3 protein-coding genes and 1 pseudogene are annotated in these 5,238 nt (G+C 44.6%); all 4 read left to right on the top strand.

The window, feature by feature from the left end; genetic code table 11:
* The first annotated feature begins 276 nt into the window (after nucleotides 1-276).
* A complete protein-coding gene (acpP, locus tag NWP21_RS02130) occupies nucleotides 277-528 on the top strand; it encodes an acyl carrier protein (RefSeq protein ID WP_271732076.1) in 252 nt (83 codons plus the stop codon).
* 157 nt (nucleotides 529-685) lie between these two features.
* Nucleotides 686-1,936: a beta-ketoacyl-ACP synthase II gene (gene fabF / locus NWP21_RS02135; protein ID WP_280791436.1), complete on the top strand. Its 1,251-nt coding sequence runs from the start codon at nucleotides 686-688 to the stop codon at nucleotides 1,934-1,936.
* A 322-nt stretch (nucleotides 1,937-2,258) separates the two neighbouring features.
* The gene (tkt, locus tag NWP21_RS02140) at nucleotides 2,259-4,271 is read left to right on the top strand and encodes a transketolase (protein WP_280791437.1); all 2,013 of its coding nucleotides are present in this window, start codon (nucleotides 2,259-2,261) and stop codon (nucleotides 4,269-4,271) included.
* A gap of 496 nt (nucleotides 4,272-4,767) precedes the next feature.
* Nucleotides 4,768-5,238: pseudogene (locus tag NWP21_RS02145) on the top strand (DNA methyltransferase); the annotation flags it as partial.

Below are 5,238 nucleotides of genomic sequence, written 5' to 3' on the forward strand. Positions count from 1 at the left end.
ATTGACATAAGTGAGTTAAGAAAATCGCCCACTTGATATATAATCCTACGATATCAAGTATTGAATTAAGACTATTGCCAACGCGAAAACCAAGCAATGATAGCGGTAGTCTTTCTTGTAAATCTTAACTTGAGAAATATCGCGTCTGGCTAAGGCGTGCAAGTCTACTAAGGGATAACCGCTCCCATGCTCCCGTTGAAGTAGAAAGTAAAGTCTAGCTTTGTCTATGTTTTATATAGCAGCGCATAATAGCAACCGGTCAAGGAATTTTATTGTATGAGTGAAACAGACATTTTTGGAAAGGTCAAAAAAATTGTTGTCGACCAACTAAGTGTTGAAGAGGACAAAATTAAACCAGAGGCTAGTTTTGCCGATGATCTAGGAGCTGATTCCCTAGATACGGTGGAATTGGTGATGGCATTGGAAGAAGAATTTGATATCGAAATACCCGATGAAGCCGCTGAGAAAATTACTACCGTTCAACAGGCGGTAGATTACATCAACGAACAAGTTGCTGCATCGGCTTAAATAGCCATTGGGAATTGGGTACTGGGTATTTAGTACTGGTAATAATTAGATATGGAGCAAAATCTTCTCAATTAACTATTATCGGGTTTATGACCATACCTGCTTCCCAGTACCGAGTCCCTATTTTTGCAGCTTTCTCGCCAATTTTAACTGAGAAATGACAGATTATAAACGTAACCGTGTTGTTGTAACTGGTGTTGGCGCGATTACACCTATTGGTAATACACCAGATGAATATTGGGAAGGATTGTTAAGCGGACGTAATGGCATTGACAAAATCACATTTTTTGATGCGTCTAGCCATGATTGTCGCATTGCTGGTGAAGTGAAAAACTTCGATCCCCTTGCTTATATGGATCGCAAAGAAGCCAAGCGGATGGATCGGTTTTCCCAATTTGGGGTATCCGCTGCTAAACAAGCTGTATCTGATGCCAAGTTGGTGATTAATGAACTCAATTCTCAGCAGGTGGGAGTGATAATTGGCTCCGGCGTTGGTGGGTTGAAGGTGATGGAAGACCAGCAAACAATCTACCTCAACCGTGGACCTGATCGCTGTAGTCCCTTCATGATTCCCATGATGATCGCCAATATGGCGGCGGGATTAACGGCGATTCACACCGGTGCTCAAGGTCCTAATTCCTGCTCTGTGACCGCCTGCGCTGCCGGTTCTAATGCCATTGGTGATGCTTTTCGCCTAATTCAAAATGGTTATGCTCAGGCGATGATTTGCGGGGGATGTGAGTCGGCAATTACCCCTTTAGGTGTGGCTGGATTTGCCGCAGCTAGGGCCCTTTCCACTCGCAATCATGACCCGGCTCATGCTTGTCGTCCTTTCGATCGCGATCGCGATGGCTTTGTTATGGGTGAAGGTTCGGGTATTCTGATTCTAGAATCACTAGAACACGCCTTGAGTCGTGGCGCTCGCATTTATGCGGAAATGGTGGGCTATGGGATGACCTGTGACGCTTACCACATGACCGCCCCAGTACCAGGGGGAGAAGGTGCGGCTAGGGCTATGCAATTGGCTCTCAAAGATGGTGGACTCACCCCGGAAATGGTTAGCTATATTAATGCTCATGGGACTAGCACCCCGGCTAATGATTCTACAGAAACCGCGGCTATGAAAACGGCTTTGGGCGAGCATATCTATAAAGTCCCTGTCAGCTCTACCAAGTCGATGACCGGTCATCTTTTGGGCGGTTCGGGAGGTATTGAAGCAGTAGCGACTGTGTTAGCGATCGCTAATGATCAAATTCCCCCTACTATAAATTTAGAAAACCCAGACCCAGAGTGTGACTTAGATTATGTCCCTAATCACAGCCGCGCTCAAAAGGTTGATGTGGCACTATCTAACTCTTTTGGCTTCGGTGGTCATAATGTCACACTGGCCTTTAAGAAATATGTCTAAAATTCTCCAGTTTGCCGTTTTTGGCCTCTCCTGAGTTGATTTTCTGCGAAAGTATCACAAACATCCTTCATTGCTCAATCAATGGTTCAGCATGACCTAATGATGGCGGTGATTTATCAGTAGAATCTCAGGAGATCCCGTTTGTCGATCAACCATAGGGAATGGGATGATAAACATACTTACTGTGGGACAATTTGAATGAATGCTCAGTTAACAGGCTGAACTCATAACACTGATCACCTATAACTGTTAATTGTTCAAATTCACCACAGGGAGAAAAGAACTTCCAAGAATGCTAACCCGTCGTTAAATATCAGAAATTATGGCTGTTGCAACCCAATCCCTCGAAGAACTTTGTATTAACTCTATTCGCTTTTTGGCGGTTGATGCCGTAGAAAAAGCTAAATCGGGACATCCAGGATTACCCATGGGGGCGGCTCCTATGGCTTTTGTCCTCTGGGATCGCTTTATGCGATTTAACCCCAAAAATCCTAAGTGGTTCAACCGCGATCGCTTTATCTTGTCTGCGGGTCATGGCTCCATGTTGCAATATGCCCTGCTTTACCTGACAGGCTATGATAGTGTCAGTATTGAGGATATTAAGCAATTTCGTCAATGGGGGTCTAGGACCCCAGGCCACCCAGAAAATTTTGAAACCCCTGGGGTAGAAGTCACCACCGGTCCCCTGGGTCAAGGAATTGCTAATGGTGTGGGTTTGGCGATCGCCGAAGCTCATTTGGCTGCTAAATTCAATAAACCTGATGCCAAAATTGTTGACCACTATACCTATGTAATTTTAGGTGATGGTTGCAACATGGAGGGTGTATCTGGTGAGGCGGCTTCCTTTGCGGGTCACTTGGGCTTAGGCAAACTGATTGCATTGTATGACGACAACCACATCTCTATCGATGGTTCTACTGATGTAGCCTTCACCGAAGATGTATCAAAACGCTTTGAATCCTACGGTTGGCACGTCCTACACGTTGAAAATGGAAATACAGATTTAGAGGCTATTGACCAAGCAATTGCAGCCGCCAAAGCCGTCACCGACAAGCCCACCATGATTAAGGTAACCACCACCATCGGTTATGGTTCCCCCAACAAGGCTAATACTGCTGGTATTCACGGTGCCGCTTTGGGTGGAGATGAGGTAGCATTAACCCGCAAGAATTTGGGCTGGGAACACGAACCTTTTGTAATTCCTGAAGATGTTCTTGATCACACACGCAAAGCTGTAGAACGTGGCGCAGGTTACGAAGCTGAGTGGACTAAGACATTTGCTGATTACAAGGCTAAATACCCCCAAGAAGCCGCAGAGTTTGAACGTTACCTCAATGGTACACTGCCCGCCGGTTGGGAGCAAGTATTGCCTACCTACACCCCCGAAGATAAAGGACTACCTACCCGTAAACACTCGGAAACTTGCCTCAATAAATTGTCAGCGGTTTTACCTGAGTTAATTGGTGGTTCTGCGGATTTGACCCACTCCAACTTAACTGAACTCAAGGGTAAAGGCGACTTCCAAAAAGGAGCATACCAAAACCCCAACATTCACTTTGGTGTTCGGGAACACGCTATGGGAGCAATTTGTAATGGTATAGCTCTTCATGGTTCGGGATTAATTCCCTACGGTGCTACCTTCTTGATTTTCACAGATTATATGCGGGCGGCTATCCGTTTATCTGCTCTGTCTAAAGCTGGAGCAATTTGGGTGATGACTCACGACTCCATTGGACAAGGTGAAGATGGCCCCACACACCAACCTATAGAAACTCTGGCTTCCCTGCGTGCTATTCCTAACCTGACTGTATTTCGTCCCGCAGATGGTAACGAATGCTCTGGCGCGTACAAGGTGGCGATTGAAAGAGCCAAGCAGAATGATCCGACTCTGCTAGCTTTCACCCGTCAGAATGTTCCTAACTTGGCAGGTACTTCAGTTGAGAATGTGGCTAAGGGAGGATATACAGTAGTAGACTGTGAAGGTACACCAGATATTATCTTGATCGGTACTGGTTCTGAATTGAGTCTGTGTGTAACCGCATCTGAGAAACTCACCGCAGAAGGTAAAAAAGTCCGCGTTGTTTCTATGCCTTCTACCGATTTGTTTGATGAGCAAGAAGCAGCTTATAAAGAGTCTGTTCTACCTAAAGCTGTAACTAAGCGGTTGTCTGTAGAAGCTGCTGCTAGTTTCGGTTGGCATAAATACGTCGGTAGCGAAGGTGATACCGTGAGTATTGACCGCTTTGGCGCTTCCGCTCCCGGTGGTGTTTGTATGGAGAAATTTGGCTTTAGCGTTGATAACGTATTGGCTAAAGCTAAGGCTTTATTGGGTTAAGCAATATTATTTCAGCTTTTTTGGGGTAGGCTCAAGGGTCTACCCTTTTTTTAAACTCCAACTCCAAAACCCAGTGATAAGTATCCATCACCCATCTCATATTCAAGCGATCGCTAGTGGGGTATCTTTGGAGGGGTGCCAGATCCCCGACTTCTCACATAATTGGCATAGTCTAGTATAATTTGGACAGAAGTCCGGGATCTGTGTGACTAGAAAATCATGTATGTGATCATAGTCTAGACCGCCAATAAACCTTTGCGTACCTTTGCGCCAACCTTTGCGCCCTTTGCGTTCAAAAACAGATAGTGGATATAAACGAATAGATGATAGATCACATGGGGGGTTTTATCTCTACCCTAGGGTAGATGACAAACTTACAGCTATTCTAACTTAAAGTTATTTACACTTGTATAAATTTTAATAAACTGTCTGCTAAATTACTAACAGCTATCCTCTATATTGAAATTTCTGCCCTTGTATATCCCCTAGTTTCCCCATGTCCAGACTTTTGATTAGCCAGTACCAAGCAGAAGTAGCCAAAATTATTCAGTTTGGCGGTTCCCGCAAAGAAACTTCTATTCGCGTGGCTTTTCAAAACCTCTTAAATGAATATTGCCAACCCAGAGACTTTCTACTAATTCCCGAATTGGACTTTAAATTACCCAATGGTAAACTAGTTTACCCCGATGGCACCGTTAAAGATGCCTTGCGATTAGATTGGGGTTACTGGGAAAGTAAAGACCAATATGATAACTTAGACGAAGAAATAGACAAAAAGTTAAACAAAGGTTACCCCAGTAGTAACATCCTCTTTGAAGATTCCCAGACTGCGGTTTTAATTCAAAACGCCACAGAAACCCAGCGGGTATCGATGAAAGATGCTGAAGCTTTAGACGCACTCATTACCAACTTTATTAATTATGTCAGACCGGAGGTTAGAGATTTTCGGTCAGCTATAGATAGTTTT

Origin of the sequence: Anabaenopsis sp. FSS-46, from assembly GCF_029891665.1 — a bacterium.
GTDB classification, from domain to species: domain Bacteria; phylum Cyanobacteriota; class Cyanobacteriia; order Cyanobacteriales; family Nostocaceae; genus Anabaenopsis; species Anabaenopsis arnoldii.